This is a genomic window from Saccharospirillum mangrovi (genome assembly GCF_003367315.1).
In the GTDB taxonomy this organism is placed as follows: domain Bacteria; phylum Pseudomonadota; class Gammaproteobacteria; order Pseudomonadales; family Natronospirillaceae; genus Saccharospirillum; species Saccharospirillum mangrovi.
Window position 1 is genome coordinate 475,013 of the sequence record NZ_CP031415.1, and the last position, 17,538, is coordinate 492,550.

Annotated in this window: 13 protein-coding genes; 3 read left to right on the forward strand and 10 right to left on the reverse strand. The window is 58.3% G+C overall.

Features of this window, described 5'->3' with window-relative positions:
- Window positions 1-6 precede the first annotated feature (6 nt).
- From DW349_RS02285 to DW349_RS02310, 6 genes are all read right to left on the reverse strand, one after another.
- Window positions 7-1,329: a TRAP transporter large permease gene (locus tag DW349_RS02285; protein ID WP_108127285.1), complete on the reverse strand. Its 1,323-nt coding sequence runs from the start codon at window positions 1,327-1,329 to the stop codon at window positions 7-9.
- Window positions 1,326-1,883 carry a TRAP transporter small permease subunit gene (locus DW349_RS02290; RefSeq protein ID WP_232819384.1) on the reverse strand — a complete coding sequence of 186 codons (558 nt, stop codon included), beginning with the start codon at window positions 1,881-1,883 and terminating at the stop codon, window positions 1,326-1,328. The genes DW349_RS02285 and DW349_RS02290 overlap by 4 nt, the downstream gene beginning before the upstream one ends.
- A gap of 67 nt (window positions 1,884-1,950) precedes the next feature.
- Window positions 1,951-3,060 carry a C4-dicarboxylate TRAP transporter substrate-binding protein gene (locus DW349_RS02295; protein ID WP_108127354.1) on the reverse strand — a complete coding sequence of 370 codons (1,110 nt, stop codon included), beginning with the start codon at window positions 3,058-3,060 and terminating at the stop codon, window positions 1,951-1,953.
- Between the two features lie 72 nt (window positions 3,061-3,132).
- Entirely contained in the window at window positions 3,133-4,071 is a 939-nt protein-coding gene (locus tag DW349_RS02300; protein WP_108127283.1) for a dioxygenase family protein, read from the reverse strand.
- A gap of 50 nt (window positions 4,072-4,121) precedes the next feature.
- The gene (locus DW349_RS02305) at window positions 4,122-5,276 is read right to left on the reverse strand and encodes a CaiB/BaiF CoA transferase family protein (protein WP_108127281.1); all 1,155 of its coding nucleotides are present in this window, start codon (window positions 5,274-5,276) and stop codon (window positions 4,122-4,124) included.
- A gap of 18 nt (window positions 5,277-5,294) precedes the next feature.
- Window positions 5,295-6,095 (reverse strand): citryl-CoA lyase, encoded by an 801-nt coding sequence (locus DW349_RS02310; RefSeq protein ID WP_108127279.1) that lies wholly within the window; start codon window positions 6,093-6,095, stop codon window positions 5,295-5,297.
- Window positions 6,096-6,219: 124 nt separating this feature from the next.
- Here DW349_RS02310 and DW349_RS02315 point away from each other — a divergent pair, with 124 nt between their 5' ends.
- On the forward strand, window positions 6,220-7,107 hold the full coding sequence (locus DW349_RS02315) for a LysR substrate-binding domain-containing protein (protein ID WP_108127277.1): 888 nt from the start codon (window positions 6,220-6,222) through the stop codon (window positions 7,105-7,107).
- Here DW349_RS02315 and DW349_RS02320 read toward each other — a convergent pair whose 3' ends face one another.
- The 3 genes from DW349_RS02320 to DW349_RS02330 are packed head-to-tail and all read right to left on the reverse strand — an operon-like array spanning window position 7,108 to window position 13,902.
- Window positions 7,108-9,285, reverse strand: coding sequence for a GGDEF/EAL domain-containing response regulator (locus DW349_RS02320; RefSeq protein WP_108127275.1), 2,178 nt, complete (start codon window positions 9,283-9,285; stop codon window positions 7,108-7,110).
- Complete coding sequence (locus DW349_RS02325; RefSeq protein WP_108127273.1) at window positions 9,282-10,196, reverse strand: GGDEF domain-containing protein; 915 nt, start codon at window positions 10,194-10,196, stop codon at window positions 9,282-9,284. Before DW349_RS02325 ends, DW349_RS02320 begins: the two co-directional genes overlap by 4 nt.
- On the reverse strand, window positions 10,189-13,902 hold the full coding sequence (locus DW349_RS02330) for a hybrid sensor histidine kinase/response regulator (protein WP_162824603.1): 3,714 nt from the start codon (window positions 13,900-13,902) through the stop codon (window positions 10,189-10,191). Before DW349_RS02330 ends, DW349_RS02325 begins: the two co-directional genes overlap by 8 nt.
- Window positions 13,903-14,212: 310 nt before the next feature.
- On the opposite strand from DW349_RS02330, the gene DW349_RS02335 reads away from it, so the two are divergent.
- Entirely contained in the window at window positions 14,213-14,584 is a 372-nt protein-coding gene (locus DW349_RS02335) for a protocatechuate 4,5-dioxygenase subunit alpha (protein WP_108127269.1), read from the forward strand.
- Window positions 14,577-15,416, forward strand: a complete 840-nt coding sequence (locus DW349_RS02340; RefSeq protein WP_108127267.1) for a class III extradiol dioxygenase family protein — start codon at window positions 14,577-14,579, stop codon at window positions 15,414-15,416. Before DW349_RS02335 ends, DW349_RS02340 begins: the two co-directional genes overlap by 8 nt.
- A gap of 53 nt (window positions 15,417-15,469) precedes the next feature.
- On the opposite strand, the gene DW349_RS02345 is transcribed toward DW349_RS02340, so the two are convergent.
- Complete coding sequence (locus DW349_RS02345) at window positions 15,470-17,416, reverse strand: hypothetical protein (RefSeq protein WP_108127265.1); 1,947 nt, start codon at window positions 17,414-17,416, stop codon at window positions 15,470-15,472.
- Window positions 17,417-17,538: the final 122 nt, after the last annotated feature.

Consider the following 17,538-nt stretch of genomic DNA (forward strand, 5'->3'; position numbering starts at 1 on the left):
GAATCCTCAGTACAGGTAGGCGAGCGTGGTGGACAGCGACGGAAAAGCGGTCAGCACCGCCAGCGCTGCCAGCATGGCGAAGAAAAACGGCATCACGCCTTTGAAGATGTCTTTAATCGGCACCGAGTCGTCGTTCAGGCTGGCTTTGACGGTGTACACCGAAATGCCGAACGGCGGCGTAACCAGGCCAATCTCCACCGCGATAACGGTGATCACCCCGAACCAGATCAGATCGAAACCGAAGTGGCTGGCAATCGGCAGCACAATGGGCAGCACGATCAACATGATCGACACCGAATCGATGATGCAGCCCATCGCAATGATCACCAGCAGATAGATCACCAGAAACTGATAGATGCCCAATTCCAGGCCGGTCACCCATTGGGCGATGGACATCGGCAGGCCGGTCAGTGCCAGCATGCGGCTGTACAGCGAGGCGGCGAGAATCAGAAACAGAATCGACACCGCCACGTGGCCGGTTTCATTGAGCAGGCCGTAAAACGACTTCCAGCTCAGCCGACGTTTGATCAACGCCAGAACCAGCGCGCCGCAGGCACCGACAGCGCCGGCTTCGGTCGGCGTGAAAAAGCCGGAATACAGACCGCCGAGCACCAGCAGCATCAACAGCAGAATCGGCACCAGTTTCGCCATCAACTGGCCCGGGCTGGGATCGACGTCAGCGGGATCAATGGCGTGATAATCGGCCTGTTCCATAAAGCTCGGCCGCAACCAGGCAATCAAACCAATGGTCGCGACGAAACCCAGCGCCAGCAAAATGCCAGGCACGATGCCGGCAATAAACATGCGCCCGACCGACTGCTCGGCCAGCACGCCGTAGACGATCATCAACAGCGATGGCGGAATCAACATGCCCAGCACCGAACTGCCAGCGACCACGCCGACAGAAAAACGCGGCGTGTAGCCGTGGCGGCGCATTTCTGGCACCGCGACCTTGGTGAACACCGCCGCTGAGGCAATCGACACGCCGGTGATTGACGCAAACACGCCATTGGCGCCGACGGTGGCAATGCCCAGACCGCCGCGCAACTTGCGCAGAAAATGCTGGAACACATCGAAGGTGTCGCGGCCGATGCCGGAAATCACCACCAGTAATCCCATCAACACAAACAGCGGCACCACGCCGTACAGATAACTGCTCAACGAATCGTTGGCGGCAGCGCTGACCATGCGCGTGGCGAGCTGCGGCCCGCGTAATGCAGCGATGGCAACGAACGACACCGACATCAAAGCGATGGCGATGTGCATGCCGATGTAGATCAACACCAGCATGGCGACGATGGCGATAACGCCGATTTCCAAACCGCTCATACGTTCGCCTCCGCTGTTTGGCTGGGGGCGACGATCAAGCGAATTTCCCGCGCCGCCAGCAGCAGATACTGCGCGACGGTGACCGCCGCGCAGCTCAGCACGACCAGCCGGATCGGCCAGACCGGAAAGGTGAATACGCCTTCAACGCCCATAAACAGTTGGCGCTCGACGGCGTTCAGATAGACCGGCAGCGTGCCATCGAAGACAACAGCAAGCATGGCAGCGCCCGCCAGATAGAACAGTGTCTGCAAACCGTGGCCGAGGCGCGGATGCTTGCGCACAAAGCCGGCGATAAAAATATCGGCCTGCGCCATCCGGCCGTGGCGCAGGGCGCTGGCCAGTTGCAGGAAAACGATCATCACAATGGAGGCGGCCACCAGTTCGGCGACGCCGTTGATCGGGTGATTGAACAGATTGCGCGCCACTACATCGGCGCAGATCAGCACCATGATGGCGAAAATCAATAACGAACCGACGGCGTTGAGGCCGTCGATCAACAGGCCCAACCAGCTGTGTTGCGCGCTGGGGCCTTTCAGCCAGGTCGAAAACGTCACGCTCAGGCTCCTAAATAAGTAGCCGGCTCCGCAAGCGGAGCCGTGAATCGACAGGTCACTGCCAGGATCAACGATCCCAGGCGCGTTCCGGTTCGAAGCCGCGCTCACGCATGGCGTTCATGTAGGTGCTGAGCAGTTCTTTGGCAGGCAGACCGCGCGCTTCGTTGCGTTCGACCCACTGGTCGGCGAGATCGGGCATGGCGTCGATCCACGCCTGGCGCTGGGCGTCGCTCAGTTCAAACACCTGCACAGGCGGGTTTTGGCGGGCGCCGATCAGCAGCATTTCTTCGATGGCGCTTTGGTAACGCTTCGCCAAGTCCTGGCCGTGTGCGGTGGAATAGAGCGAGCCAGCTTGCATCAGCGCGTCCTGTACAACCTCCGGCAGGCTGTTGTAACGGTCCTGGTTGATGCCGATACCGCCAGAGAAGACTACGCCCATATTCACCTTGGTGATGTAAGGCGCAACCTCGTACACCCGCGCCGGCAGAATGCCGGTGGCGAGGCTGACCACGCCTTCGGAGACGCCGGTCTGGATGTCGGTGTAATAACTCGCCAGCGTGCCATCGACCGGTGTCGCTTCAACCGGGTTCAGCCAGACGCCGAGCACGCCCGGTGCGGAAATGCGCCGGCCGTTGAAGTCGTCGAGGCTGTCGACCGGGAAGTTGGTGTACAGATCGTAGGTGTCGGACGCCGTAGCGCCGAGAAACACCACGCCGTTGCCTTCCCATTCATTGGCAAGCGCAGGCTCCGAGCGCACCAGATCGTTCATCACATCGAGCATCAGTTCCGGATCGCCGGTGGTGAATGGCGTATAAGCGCTGATCTGGCTCAGCGGCATGCGCGAACCTTCCAGATAGCTGAACACCCAGCCGATGTCGGCGATGCCGTCGCGCACTGAAGTCAAGGTCGCGTTGGCGCCATACAACTGGCCGGCGTAAGCCTCCGTCCAGGCGATTTTGTAACGGCCGTCTTCGGCCAGAATGCGGTTCACTTCGGGAATGAACACGCCCGGAATCATACCGACCCAGGGAATGGTGGTCGGGTGGCTGGAGCCGACGGTCAGGCGAATGGTTTCTTCTGCCTGAGCCGCCAACGGCAGTGCCGCCAGAGCGCTTGCGGTCAATCCCAAGGTGACGCCGGCGAGCCGGCGGGTAATGCGGTTGTGTGAGGGTTTCATGGCCATCTCTCTTTTCGGTCTTGTTGTTGTTTAGAGTGATCGTTGTGCAGAGTGATTTGAGGCGTCCGGTCCTCAGTCGATGGGCGATTGCGGTAAGCGCGATTCGCCCGGAGACAGATCGATGGTCAACGACAGAGTGCTGTACTGGCCTTTCACGTCGTCAGCCGGGGCGTTGCCATCGTTATGAATCGGAAAATCGACGGCGAGGTCGGCGCTGGTTACGCCGAACACACAGTCGGATTCGATAAACAGGTCATCGGCCGGAAAAATCTGCGTCACCAGCGTCTGGTGATCGGGTGCCGAGACGGTGAAATGCAGATGCGCCGCGCGGAACGGGTGGCGGTTCTGCGCCGCCAGCATGTCGCCGACAATGCCGTGCGTCGGAATCGGGTAACTCGCCGGCCGGATGGTGCGGAAATTGAAATGGCCGTCGGCGTCGGTGCGGAACTTACCGCGCAGGTTCAGATACGGCTGATTCGGATCCTGGTTTTCGTACAGGCCTTCGGGCGAGGCGTGCCAGACTTCCACCAGCGCATTTGCCAGCGGTGTGCCGTCGCGGCTTTGCACCGTGCCGGAAACGAACAGCGGAATGTCGGTCGGCTTGGGTTCGGCGCGGTTGATGTTGCTGCCGTTCGGGTATTCCGGGTCTTTGCGGCTGTAGAACGGGCCGAGCAGGGCGGGCGACATCTGCTCCGGTTCGCGGTTCTGGTTGAGGATCATCACCAGCGTGGAAAAGCCGAGCGCATCGGACATCACCATGGTTTCGTTGTGACGATCTTTGGTCAGATGGCCGAGCGCAGTAACGGCGTTAATCGCCATCATGAACTCTTCTTCGTTCAGTTTGACCTCGCGGCCAAAGGCGTGCAGATGACGCACCAGCGCTTCAAGAATCTGGCGCAGGCGCGGGTTTTCGGTGCGGCCCATGGCGCGCAGCACGCACTCGGTGATGTCGTCCGGCGTGGTCGGAATGCCGTGACAGAAAATGTCTTCCTTCGCGGGTAAATCGAACATAATCGGGCTCCGTTTTTGTTGTGTTTATGGATGCCGCTTTACAGCGTTTTTCAGTCGTGATTCGAATCGGAATGCCGGTTTAATTCGGCCAGTATCTCGGCGCGGTTCTGGTCGAGTAATGGCGGCGCCGTAATGGTCATCGGGCGCATGCCGTCGTAGCTGATCGGAGAGCGTACCGAGCGGAAAATACCGCCATTCGGATGCGCCGTCTCGACCGTTAATTGCAGGTGTTTGGCCTGCGGATCTTCCAATGCTTCGCTGGCGTCGTACATCGGCGAATGCGGTACGTCTTCGGCCAGCAAACGACGGCACCATTCGGCGCGCGTCTGGTTGCGAAACAAGCCCTGCAACACCTCGATCAAGGCTTCCTGATGCTGGATGCGGCCTTCGCGGGTGTTGAAGCGTGCGTCGTCCAGCAGTTCGGGAAATTCGATGGCACGCGCCAGGCCCTGCCAGAATTTTTCCGGCGACGACATGTGCAACGCAATCCACACCCCATCGCGGCATTGCATGACATACGACTGCGATACCTGCGGCCGGCTGTACGGCCCCATGATTTCGCCTTCGGAAAAATAATGCGTGAAGGCGTCGAGATTGAAATGACACATGGCTTCGAGCATCGATACCTCAACGCTGCGGCCGACGCCGGTGCGGCTGCGCTCGAACAGCGCGCCGAGAATGCCATAAGCGGCGTAAAAACCAGACAACGCATCGGCCATCGCCGGGCCGACCACACGCGGGTTTTCCGGGTTGATCAGCAAATTCAAAAAGCCGCTTGCGGCCTGGGCAACGGTGTCGTAACTCGGCCGTTGCGCGGCCGGGCCATCCTGACCAAAACCGCTGATGGCGCAGTAAATCAGCCGTGGGTTCAGTTCGCGCAGGCGAGCTTCGCCGGCACCGAGGCGGTCAGCCGCGCCGGGGCGGAAATTCTGGATGTAGACATCGGCGCTGCGAATCAAATCGTCAAAGATGGCGCGGTCGGCGTCTTCTTTGGTGTCCAGCGCGATGGAGCGTTTGTTGCGGTTGTAAGTCTGGTAATGCGGGCTGTACAGGCCGCCTTTGAAGGCGCGAAACGGATCGCCGCTGCCGGGTCGTTCCACCTTAATGACGTTGGCGCCCAGATCGGCCAGCAACATGCCCGCTGCCGGTCCGGTAATAAAGGTGCCCTGTTCGATGACGGTGATGCCGTCCAAAACCTTACTCATGGCCGTCGGCTCCTTCGCTCAACGCTTAAAATCGGCCGGCACAGTGCCGGTGTATTCAAAGGCCTGAGTCGCCTGGTACGACAGCGCAAAGCCCGCAGGGTGTTCGGCTTCTTCGTTCAGATGCGCGATCAGGCTGGCGGTGCGCGCCAGAATCGGCACGCCGCGCAGTGCCCGCACCGGGAAGTCGACACCGAGCAACACCGCCGGAATAGCGGCCGACACGTTCAGCTTGAGGTCTTTGCCGAGAATGTCGGGCAGTACTGCTTCGACGGCTTCGGCGATGTCGATAAAGCGGGTGTCGGCACCGGCGTCGCGGCCGACGCGGAACAGCGCCTCAACGCGCGGGTCGCGTTCTTTATGTTGCGGGTGGCCGTAGCCGGGAATCGGTTGGCGCTCGGCGCGCAGTGCTTGTACGGCCTCAGTGGCGGCCTGGCGTAAATCGGCACCGTTTTGCTGGCGCTGTTCGATGTCTTTGAACAGGCGACCGGCGTTTTCCGAAGCGCCCAGAATTACCGGGCCGCAGCCGAGAATGCCGGCGGCGACGGCGCCTTGCAGCGCATCGGGCGCGGCGGCAAAGGTCATGCGGCTGGCTTGCACCGAAGGCACTAAACCGTGCTCGGCAATGGCAACCAGGGTGGCGTCCAACACGGCGCGGGCAGCAGCAGTGGGCGCGCGGCCGGTAAGCAGCAGATGGAAGTAATCGGAGAAGCTGGTGTGGCCGATCAGGTCGTCGCACAGATCGGCGCCGCGCACGATGATGCGGTCGGCGTTGGAGGTACAGATGGCACTGCGCGGCGTGGTTTCGCGTCCGATTTTCATGGTCCAGATCCTGTCTTGTTCTTGTTTTGGACTTACCCTAGGCGCGGTTTATGATTTATAAAAATGATTAATTTCGTTAAAAACAATCGACAACATCGATAAATGAACACAGCCGAGGTAAACCGTGGAATTGCGACATCTGCGTTATTGTCTGGCGTTGGCCGAGGTGCAGAATTTCACCCGGGCGGCGCAACGGGTGCACGTTACACAATCGACGTTATCGCACCAGATTCGGCAGCTCGAAGACGAACTGGGCGTCGATCTGTTTCACCGCCACGGCAAGAGCGTCACCATCACCGAATCCGGCCGCGCGTTTGTTGATCAGATTCAGCCGATCATCGAAGCGGTCGATGCCGCCGTGGCCGGCCTGAAAAGCGTGCCGGACGAGTTAACCGGCGAACTGCGCATCGCCGCCACGCACAGCTTCAATGTGCAGTTGATTCCGCAATGCCTGGCCGAATTCATGGCGCGCTTTCCGCGCGTCAAAGTGGTGGTGGAAGAATTATCGGGCGAGGGCATCGCCGCCGGTCTGGAAAACGGCACGCTGGATGTTGGCGTCGCCTACCGGCCAGCGGTGCCGCGTGGGCTGTGGTTCGAGCCGTTGTTCAACGAAGAATTGAAACTGATCGTCGCGCCGAATCATGCGCTGGCCGGACGCAAACGGGTGCGCATGGTCGAATTGAATGGCTTGCCAATGGCGTTGCTGACGCCGAATTTTTCCACCCGCCAATTGCTCGACGAATGCTTTATGGCCGCCGGTGCCAAGCCGCAGGTGGTTGCAGAAATGAACGCCATTTCACCGATGGTGGAACTGGTGCGCCGTACCGGCTTGGCGAGCATCGTGTCCGATAAAGCGCTGGCGGGTGAGTTGGGTTTGGTGGCGGTGGCGCTGGAAAACCCGACACCGGTGCGCACGCCGGGTTTGTTGTGGAATAAGGCAACAATGAACCGCGATGCAACGCGTCAGATGGCGGCCATCATCCGCCGCTTGGTGGAAACCAAAACTGCTTGATCACTCGGACTGCTGCGCCAGCCATTCGTCGCTGGGAATGGGCCGGGCAAAATAATAGCCCTGGAAGTTCACTTCCGGATAACGCGCCAGTTGTTCAATTTGTTCTTCGTTTTCCACACCTTCAATTACCGTGCGCAGGCCAAGTTTTTTAGCCAGCATGTAGATCAGATCCACAATCACCGCGCCGGCGGAATTGGGTGAAATATCGGCGCAGAAGGAGCGGTCGATTTTCAATTCGGAAATCGGCAGCGTCTGCAAATAACTCAGGCTGGAATAGCCGGTGCCGAAGTCGTCGATGGACACTTCCACGCCCAGGCCGTTGAGCCGCAGAATTTTGTTCACCACTTCGTCGCGGTCCTGAATCATCACGCTCTCGGTCATTTCAATCACCAGATGCTGGCCGGAAACGCCGGAATCTTCCAACGCCTTGCCGATGAATTCGACAAAATCGCCGCGCGAGAAATGGTTCGGCGTTACGTTGACCGCCAGGTGGAACGGCTGATCGTCAGAGAGCTTGAGCGACGACACCACAGCAAGGGCTTGCAGAATGACGCAGCGATCAATGTCGGGCATCAACCCCAGTTGCTCGGCCAGTGGCAGAAATTGGTCTGGCGGCACCAGGCCACGTTCCGGGTGTTGCCAACGCACCAGCGCCTCAGCGCCGACAATCTGGCCTTGCTGATCGACCTGCGATTGCAAATAAACGCGCATTTCGTTGTTGTCGATGGCGGTTTTCAGCGCCTGGCCGAGATGGAAACTTTCCAGCACCGCTTCGCCCATCGGCGTTTCAAAAAACACCACCTGAGCGTGATCGATTTCCTTGGCGCGGTGATGCGCGGTTTTGGCATTGCGCAGCGCATCGAATGCGGATTCTTTTTCCGAATGCGGCAGCAAGGTGACGCCGATGGTGGTGTTGATGTCGATGCTGTGTTCATCCAGCGGCAACGGCGCGCCGGTGTGCCACAAAATGGTTTCCACCAGTTGGGAGATGGCGTGGTTCAAGCGTTCAGGGTCGTCATCGACGCGCATCGCCGGCAGCAAAAAGGCAAATTCGTCGCTGTCCATGCGCGCTAAAAAATCAAAGTGTGACGCCAGATCCTGCAACTTGTTGGCGAACTCGACCAGCACCTGATCGCCCACCTGAATGCCCAGCGAATCGTTGATCTGTTTGAACTGGTTGATGTCCAGAAACAGAATCGCCGCGAGGCGGTTGTTGCGCCGGCAGGTTTTCAGCGTGGCGTCCAAACGGTCGAGAAAAAAAGCGCGGTTGGGCAGTTTGGTTAACGGGTCGTACCAGGTCAGAAAATCGATGGTGAATTCGGTTTCCTTCACGGTGGTGATGTCGCTGAACACCGAGACGTAATATTTCACTGTGTTGTCTGGCCCGCGAATGCTGCTGATGGCGCGCAGCTCCGGGTAACTGGAACCGTCTTTGCGACGGTTCATAATTTCGCCGCGCCAATGGCCTTCCTGTTTCAGCGACGTCCAGATGTGGTGATCGAATTCCATGCGCTTGTAATGCTGGCGCAGGTATTCCGGGCCTTTGTGCAAAACGTCTTCGTCGTGCAAACCGGTGATGCGGCTGTAGGCCGGGTTAATGGCTTCGATGGTGCCGAGCGCGTCGGTCACCACCACCGCTTCCATGGCTTGGGTGAACACCGTCTGCAACAGCAAATCGGCCAGGTGGGCGTCGGGGTCGGGTATCAGGGTGGTGCCATAACCGAGATCGAAATTGCCGATGCGTTCTTCCAGTTGCGACGCCCGTTCCATCAACCGGCCCATCATGCCGTGAATCGACAGATGCGAACGAATGCGCGACAGCACGATGGAGCGGTTAAAGGGTTTGTGAATGTAATCCACCGCGCCCATCTGGAAGCCGGCTTCTTCCGATTCAGCATCGGTTTTGGCGGTGATAAACACCACCGGAATATCGCGCCATTGGATGCTGTTTTTCAGCAACCGACACAGCTCGTAGCCGTCCATGCCGGGCATCACAATGTCGAGCAGAATCAGACTCGGGCGCGATTCATTTTCCAGATAGCGCAACGCCTGTTCACCGCTGGTGACGACGGCAACGCGGTAATCAAACTTCAACGTATCGGCCAGAACGTTGAGGTTTTCCGGTTCGTCATCGACCAAAAGAATGAGCGGTTGCAAGGTAGCGTTGATGTCTATCATGGCTCGACTCCTTCGCTGATTACTCGATTGCGGCCCTCGGCTTTGGCGCGATACAACAAACGATCCGCCCGCTGAATCAATTCCTGGCTGGAATCCGACTGTTCCGGAATGGCGCAGGCCAAACCCCAGCTGGCGGTCATGGCGATGCGTTCGTCGTTATATTGAACCGGCGACTGCTGCAACATCGCCATGCCTTTTTGCACCAGCGTCAGGGCGGTTTTCTCGTCGGTGTTGGGGTACAACACCAGAAATTCTTCGCCGCCGTACCGGCACACCAAGTCGGACGGGCGTTTGGCGATGGACGTTAACACCTGCGCCATGTGCACCAGGCATTGGTCGCCGCCGTCGTGGCCGTAGTTGTCGTTAATTTTTTTGAAGTGATCCAGATCGGTGAAGATCAACGATAAGGGTGAATTCTGCCGATAATGCAGCGACCAGTAACGATCGAAAACCGCATCGAACGTGCGCCGGTTAGCGAGGCCGGTCAGCGGATCGAGGCTGGCGAGGTTGACCAGTAACTGCGTTTTTTGCTGCACCTCCAAATGCACTTTTACGCGCGCGTCCAGCACCGGAATGGACAGCGGTTTGCGCAGAAAATCGCTGGCACCGGCTTCGAGGCAACGCACTTCCATGTCGTTGTCCTGAGTGGCCGTCATCACCATCAAGGGGATGTCGTGCGAGCGCAATTGATGGCGCAGTCGTTTGATCAGTTCCAGGCCGTGCATGTCGGGCAAATTCAAATCGAGCAACACCAGATTGGGCCGCTCGGCGATCAACTCCAGCGCCTGTTCGCCGGAAGTGGCAATCATGGTGTCGCCGCGTTCGCGCAGTACCGGCAGTGCGGAATGGATGATCAGCGGGTCGTCTTCGACGATCAGAATACGGGTATCGACCGTCGACTGTTTATGCATGGCTGTGCTCCTTCAGCCGTTCGATGGTGGCGCGGGCGTTGTCGTAGTCGAAGCGGTCAATCTGGTCGATTAAAAACTGGTACAGCTCAGCCTGTGGCGATGTTTTCGCCAGGCCGCGCAGGCGCATCACCATGTCGTCGGGCACTACGCGTGAGCGCGAAATAATTTCGTGGATTTCAGCGAGCATTGCCGGGGCGTCGTCTTCGCTCACGGGCGTTTCCGGCAGGTCGTCCGGGTTCAGTGTTTTCAGCGCGTCGATGACGCGGCTCATGTGTTGTTGCACGGCATCGAGCGACACCGGCCATTGCACCTTGGCCTGCGATTCGGCGTCGAGCGCGGCCGCACTCAACTTGCTCAAACCCAGGCTGCCGGCGGTGCCTTTGAGCGTGTGCAGCATGCGTTTCAGTTCGTCTTTGTTGTCGGTCTGCGCTGCTTCGTCGAGCTGGCGGTTGAAGTTCTGATAGTTGCGCACGAACACGATCAACAAGTGGCGCACCGTGGCTTCCTGATCCTGGAACCGGCGCATAACTTCCTGGGTGTCTTCGCCCATGCGCACAAACAGGCCGTGCAAATCGGTACTGGCTTCGCGCTTGGCGCGGGCGTGGCCGGCGCTCTTGCCGTTAATGGTGCCGTCGGCCGATTCGCTGACTGGCAACCAGCGATACAGCGTATCGACGAGCTGCGCCAGGTCGATTGGTTTGGCGACGTGGTCGTCCATGCCCGCGCCTTTGGCCTGGGCGATGTCGTCTTCCATCACCGCCGCGCTGAGCGCGATGATCGGCAGGTCGGTACCGTGGATTTCACGAATGCGCCGCGTGGTTTCGAAGCCGTCCATTTCCGGCATGTGCAGGTCCATCAAAATGGCGTCGTAGTCGTTATTGCGGATTAACTGCAAGGCATCTTCGCCGCTGTCGCACACTTCCAGCGGCACGCCGAGATTGGACAGCAAGGTTTTGGCAATTTCCTGATTCAGCGCGTTGTCTTCGACCATCAGAATGCGTTTGGTGCTGAGGTTTTTTGCCTGCTCGCGCATCTGTTGTTGCTGGCCCACGGTGTCGCCGTGTTCGGCGTCGCTGGCTTTGTGGTTCAGCCGCACCAGCACGTCGTACAACGACGAAGACGTGAAGGGTTTTTTCAGCAACGGCACATCGGTGATGTCGCGTGCTTTGAGTTCGTTGAGCAGATCGTACGGGTCTTGATTGGTCAGCATCACGGTCAGCGGCGAGGTGTCGGGTTTCGCTTGCACGGCGTTTAATAAATCGAGCCCGGATTCGTCGCCCAGTTGCCAGTCGATCAAAATGGCGTCGTAGTGTTTGTCGGGGTCGTTAATGGCGGCCAGGCCTTCGTCGAGCGAAATGGCGGTGTCGACGCCAATGTTCCAACTGTCGAGATACGCCTGCGTCAGTTTGCGCGCCGCCTGGCTGTTGTCGACCACCAAAACGTTGTTCAGGCGCGGCGCGTTGTGCGGCGAGTCTTCCACAATTTCATGGTTGAGTTCGAAATAGAATTCACTGCCAGCGCCTTCGGTGCTGCGCACGCCAATGCTGCCGTCCATCAATTGCACCAGTGTGCGGCAGATGCTCAAGCCCAGGCCGGTGCCGCCGAATTCGCGGGTGGTGTCGTTATCGGCCTGATTGAAATACTCGAAGATGCTTTGTTGTTTATCGGTCGGAATGCCGATGCCGGTGTCTTTGACCGAATACAACAGGTGCGCGGAATAATCGTTCTTGCTGACCAGCGTTACCGCCATGATGACTTCGCCCTGGCGGGTGAATTTCAATGCGTTGCCGACCAGATTATTCAACACCTGATTCAGCCGGTGCGGGTCACCTTTTAAGCGGGTCGGAATGCGCGGATCGACCCAGACCAGCAACTCGACGTGCTTTTTGTAGAAGGCAGAATCAAACAGATTAACGGTGTTGTTGAACAGCCGTTCCACGTCGAACGATTCGAGGTTGATCGACAACTTGCCGGCTTCGAGTTTCGACAGATCCAGAATGTCGTTCAGCACATGCAGCAAGGATTTCGCCGACGCCCGGGCGTTGTTGATGTAGTCGTGTTGCTGCGCATCCAGGTTGGTGTCGCGAATGATGTCGAGCAGTCCGATGATGGCGTTCATCGGCGTGCGGATTTCGTGGCTCATGTTCGCCAGGAAATGGCTCTTGGCTTCGGCGGTGGTTTCCGCCTGGCGGGTGCGTTCGGCCAGCGCCTGGTTCAAATCTTCGACGCCTTTGCGCGCCTGTATTAAATCGGTCAGATCGGTGCTGATGGAAATAACGCCCAGAACATAACTGCGCGACGGATCGTCCGGGTCCACTTTCTGATGCGGCACATAGGTGGTGAGAAAATGTTGGGTGACGCCTTCGTTGTTGATGGTGCGTTCGAAGGTCAGCGTTTCGCCGTCCATGGCGCGTTGCAGTTTTTCGCGCAGCTCTGGGTAGTCTTCTTCGCTCAAGCTGTCTTTAAACGCGCGGCCGATCAATTCATTGGGTGACAACTGGAACCAGCGCTCGAAGGTGGCGTTGGCGTATTCGCACACCATCTGGCGGTTCCAGTAAATCACCAGCGCCGGCAAAACGTTGTTCAGCGTTTGCTGGAAGGTCAGGTTGGCGTCGAGTTCCGTGGCGATGTCGCGGTGGGCCCGGCGCAATTCGGTGGCGCGTTTTTGGGTCTGGTACAGCACGCCCGCTAACACCAAAAGCGCCAGGGCCAGCGCTGCCAGATACGGCAACGACTCGCCTTGAATGTCGCTCACGGCGGCATCCAGCGTGGCTTTCGGTACCACGTCCAGCAGCCAGATGCCGGTGCTGGCGGCGACCACTTCCTGATCGGCACCGACCGTCAGTTGCGACCAGCGCCAGCGGCCGGATGGCAATTCGACGTGTTGTTCGCTGGTGTCGGAGTCGTTCAGTAGTGCCCACAAGTCCGGGTTGGTATGAGCGAGGTTGGTGTCCCGGTTTAACAGTTGGCCCCAGGTCCAGTCGTCGTTTTCATGCATGATCCACTGGCCGTTGGGGTCGGCCAGGTAGAGCCGGTTGTCGCCTTGCAACCGCTCCATTTGTGCAAAGAGTTTGTTCAGCTCCAGGTTGAAAATCAGATAGCCCAGATCGACACCGTTAACGACCGGCAGGCGCAGGCTGTAGCGCATGGTCGGGCGCAGCGGCATTTCCACTTCGCCAAATTCCACGTTCAGATCGGCTGGGGTAATGCCAATCTGATTCGGCTGCAAACTCATCGCTTGTATGTGATACGGGCGGTCCGCTTTGTTTTGCAAAGCCTCTTTGGGCAAGTTGGTGATGGCGCCGCTGTTGCGATCGACATCAATGCGCAAGGCTTCATCGCCGTTCGGCAAAATCCAGCGCAGCTGCATGTAATCCTGGTTGCGCAGCGCCACGCCACTGAGGCTGGCGGCGAGTGCGCGGTTGCGTTCAACCGGGTCGGAACCGGACATGGATTGCAGCAGGAAGGGGTTGGCGACGGTGCCGGTCAGGTGCTGGACGGGTCGGTTTAGGGCGGTGTTCAGCAGTGCCCGGCTTTCGGCCAGGGCGCGGATTTGTTGTTCGTCGAAAACGGCGCGTTGTTGTTCGTAGGGTTCGTGCCCGATGCCGTATCCCATCAAACCAAACAGCAGCGTCATGGGAATTAAGACCAATACCATCAACCGTTTGGCGTCTTTATCGAGCGCCGCCTGCAACGTCCCACTCATCGGCGACATCCTCCTTTGGCTCTTGTCGCTACCGCCCTTGAGCACCCTTTCCCAGGGTCAGCAGCATCAGCGTAGTCAAAGGTTTGCGGATTGCTCGATTTTTACCGAGGGCCAAAAACGGCGCGGCTGTCCCGGAGTTTGAACGCCCCGTTCCGCTGTGGCCGGGGTTAAAACTGATTCAGGTCAGTGTTCGGGCAACCGGCCTGTTTAGGCTTAAACAGCCAAAGCGGCACCCTTCTAAAACAATAACCTTTTTAAAAAACACTCTTTTAAAACAATAACTGCATAAACGCGATAACGGAGAAACGCCATGACGATTCCCCATTCCCCGCCCGGCACTCAGGTATTCGATGGCCCGATGGCAACCCAGGGCTACGCGCTCAACAAGCTGTGTTACTCGTTCAACGAGGCCGCCGGCCGCGAGGCCTTTCTGGCCGACGAAAGCGGCTATTGCGACCGCTTCGGCCTCAGCGCCGAACAAAAAGCAGCGTTACTGGGCCGCGATGTGCTGGCACTGCAAGCGCTCGGTGGCTCCATCTATTACCTGGCGAAATTCGCCGGCGTTCTGGGTTTGGGCGTGCAAGACGTAGGCGGGTTGCAAACCGGCATGAGCACCGACGAATTCAAAGCCATGCTGGTCGATGGTGGTAACCGACGCTTTGGGGAGTACGACTATGAGTAAGATCATCGGCGGCATCGCCACCAGTCACATTCCGGCCATCGGCGTTGCCATGGACAAAGGCCTGGAAAACGAACCCTACTGGAAAGATTTTTTCGCGGCCTATCCGCCGGTGCGCCAGTGGCTTGATGCGCAGCAACCGGACATCGCCATCGTGTTTTACAACGACCACGGCCTGGAGTTTTTCCTCGACCGCAAACCGACCTTTGCCGTCGGCACCGCCGCCCAATACCTCAACGCCGACGAAGGCTGGGGCATCAAACCGATTCCGCCCATCACCGGCGAAACCGAACTGTCGTGGCACATCGTCAACAGCCTGGTGGAAGACGGTTTCGACCCGACAGTGTGCCAGGAAATGCGCGTCGATCACGGCTTAACCGTGCCGCTGTCGCTGATGTACCCAGGGCACAATTACCAGCACCTGCAAGTAATACCCGTGTGCATCAATTGCGAACGCCACCCCATGCCCAAGCCATCGCGCAGCTTTGCGCTGGGCGAAGCCATTGGCCGGGCGGTGGAAAGCTGGTCGGGCGATAAAAAAGTGGTGATGTTCGGCACCGGCGGTTTGTCGCATCAGTTGGACGGCGAACGCGCCGGTTACATCAACCACGAATTCGACCACTACTGCCTGGACCAACTGGTGCCCAACCCACACGCACTGACGCGCTATTCCAATGGCGATCTGGTGAAAATTGCCGGCTCCCAGGGTGTGGAACTGGCGATGTGGCTGGCCATGCGTGGCGCGCTGCCCGGCAAACTGACGGAACTGCATCGTTCCTACCACGCGCCGATTTCCAATACCGGCGCTGGGGTGATGTTGATTCAGAACGATTGACTGAAAACCGCCGGCTTGGATGGCCGGCGGTTTTTGAGGTGTAGGTCTGAGGGTTAGTAGAGGTAGACCGCGCCGAAGTGGAAAACTGTTTCATCGGATGGATCGACTTCATCCGATTGTTTTCTATTGATTCCAGTGACTGTGCTTGATTCGGCATGCGCACCCACGGCAAGGGTCTCGCCGTCGCCGCTGATAGCGACGGCTCCGCCGAAATTCATAAACCAGTCGTCGTAAGTGTTGGCTTTCAGGTAGACCGGGCTGAGCCAAGTGTTACCGCTGCGGTGGTAGTAATAGGCAGCGCCGGTATCCTCAGCAATTTCTGTGTCGTTGCCGGTGTCGCCTTGCAATCCTGTGGCGGGGCTGTCTTCTTGCAGTGCTCCTACGACCAAATGCGAACCATCCCGGTTCAAACCGACGGAGGTGCCGAAGTGGTCGCCGACATCAGCGTTGGGAGCTTTCAGATAAGCTTGTTGTTGCCAAATACTGGTGCGCTCGGTATCGGTACGAGTAAAGATGTAGACGGCGCCAGAACTGTACAACTTGCCGCTTTGCTGGGTGGGTTGTGAATCACCCTGGCAGATGACACAGGCGTTGCCGCTTTCATTTTGGGCACCCACCGCCAAGGTTTGACCATCGGCGCTCAGGCTGATGGCGTCTCCAAAGGAAAAGAGGGCTCCTTCTCTGGCGTTACTGGCTTGGAAGCGCTGTTGGAATTGCCAGGGGTTAACGTCCGCATTCGTTCGAATAAATAAATGGACGGCACCATTACTATCGGCCTCTCTAGGGGCTCCTACTGCCAACAGGGTACCGTTGGCATCCAGGCTGACGGATCTGCCGAACGCGTCTCTCTGGGCATTGTTGGACTGAACAGTCTGAACAAATTGCCAAGTAGGATTGGCGCCGACATCTGCACTGTCTTCCAACCGGTAAAGGTTGACCGCGCCGTTGCCGATTCGCTGCTGGGCGACTTCCGCATCTCCAATTGCCGTTCCTCCTTGATCTGCCCCTACCGCCAGAACTGTTCCATCGGCACTTAGGCTGACGGACACGCCGAAATTCTCGTCCACTTGCAGCGCTTCGTCTTTGATATAGGCCGTGGCGTGCCAGGGGGAGGCGGTGTCTGTGTCGTTGCGGGTAAAAAGGTAGGCGGCGCCGGAGGCAAAGGAATGGTCGCGGGTGACGCTGTAACCCAGTTTTGCTGCCATTGGGTTCATTGTAAGGCCCGTTTGGTCGTTCTCTTCGTCTTCCATTCCCACCGCCAACGTTTTTCCATCGGCGCTCAGGCTGAGCGAGCTACCAAAGTGGTCACGGACATGCGGCAAAACCGCTTGCAGTTGCTGGTCTTCCAGCCATTGTCCGTTGTCATTTCGGCGGTAAACAAATACAGCACCAGCATCAGTGATATAAGCCGGCTCTCCCGCGTCATCCAGTTTGATCGTATCCATATATTTAGCTCCCACTGCCAAGGTAGTGCCATCCTCACTGAGCGCGATGGCGTTGCCGACGATTGTCAGCTGCGCTTCGTTATCTGCAAGCGTGCCGCTTTTCAGTGCAAAGCCTTTGAAGTAACCGACGCTGTTCACCAACTGGGCGACGTTGTTCACCGAGACTTGGGTTTCACCCACCAACGGGCATTCGCTTTGGTCCGGCAGGCAAGCCAACAAACGGTAGTGCGCCCGGGTGCGCTGATAGAGCGGAACGGTGTGGCGGTATTGGGTGAGGTCGGCGGCAATGTTGTTGGCAACCACTTGATAGTCGGATTCGCCATCGGGGTTTTCTTCCAGCACGTAGTGAGTGGCGTTGGGCACTGGGCTCCAATCAAACACAAACTGCTTGGTTTGTTCGAAGTTTAGATTCAGCACACCCAAGGGGCCTGATATGGGTTCTGGTGTGGGTTCTGAAGTGGGCGTTGAAGGCGCCGGGTCGCAGGCGGCCAGCAGGACGCTGCTGATCAGCAGCGCCAGGCTCCAGCTTGGGGGGGTGTTTTTGGTGTAGTCCATAGTGTTTTTCTCCCTGGAAAATTGAATGCGCTGGGCGAGCGGTTACCGCTGCGCCCAATCACCAGGCGATCATCACCTACGACCGTTTGAGTAAGTGTTTTAACAATCGTTATTTTTTCGCG